Source organism: Arhodomonas sp. KWT, from assembly GCF_010993615.1.
Window position 1 is genome coordinate 1 of sequence record NZ_WNXE01000847.1, and the last position, 726, is coordinate 726.

Consider the following 726-nt stretch of genomic DNA (forward strand, 5'->3'; position numbering starts at 1 on the left):
GAGCCGCTCCTGCGGCGGAAGCTTGAAGAAACCGGGGATGCGGGAAGTCTTCTCGGCCATTGCCGTCTCTCCTCGTGGTTCAGGAGCGCATGGACTGCGCGAGATGGTCGGGCAGCCACGTCACGATGTCGGGGAAGATCATGAACAGGACCAGCGCGGCCGCCTGCAGGAGCAGGAACGGGATGATCGCGCGGTAGACCGTCTCCATGCCGATGCCCGGCGGCAGCACGCCCTTGAGGTAGAACAGCGTGTAGCCGAACGGCGGCGTGATGTAGGCCATCTGCGCGGTGATCAGGAACAGCACGCCGAACCACAGCGCATCGAAGTCCATGGCGTTGATCACCGGCAGGAACACCGGCACGCACAGCAGGATGATGCCGATCTCGTCGAGAAACAGTCCCAGGAAGACCAGCACGCCAATCATCGCCAGCAGCACCAGCCAGCGATTGACCTCGAGATCCTGGATGAAGGTCAGCAGGAAGTCGGCACCGCCGGTGCCGGTGAAGATGGACACGAACGCCTTCGCGCCGATGGTGATCCACATGATCATCGCGGTGACGCGCAGGGTGTCCCAGGCCGCGCCGCGCAGGTTGGCGAGGTTGAGCTCGCGCTGCAGCGCCGCCGATATCAGGGCACCGACCACGCCCACCGCCGCCGCCTCCGTGGGCGTGGCGATGCCGCCGTAGATGCTGCCCAGCACGCCGATCACGATCACCGTCGGCAGTA

General features: G+C 65.2%; 1 protein-coding gene. It reads right to left on the bottom strand.

Translation table 11 applies throughout. The features are described 5' to 3' along the window. Nucleotides 1–79 precede the first annotated feature (79 nt). On the bottom strand, nucleotides 80–726 hold a 647-nt coding region (locus tag G7A99_RS22835), incomplete at its 5' end, for a TRAP transporter large permease subunit (RefSeq protein WP_163144320.1).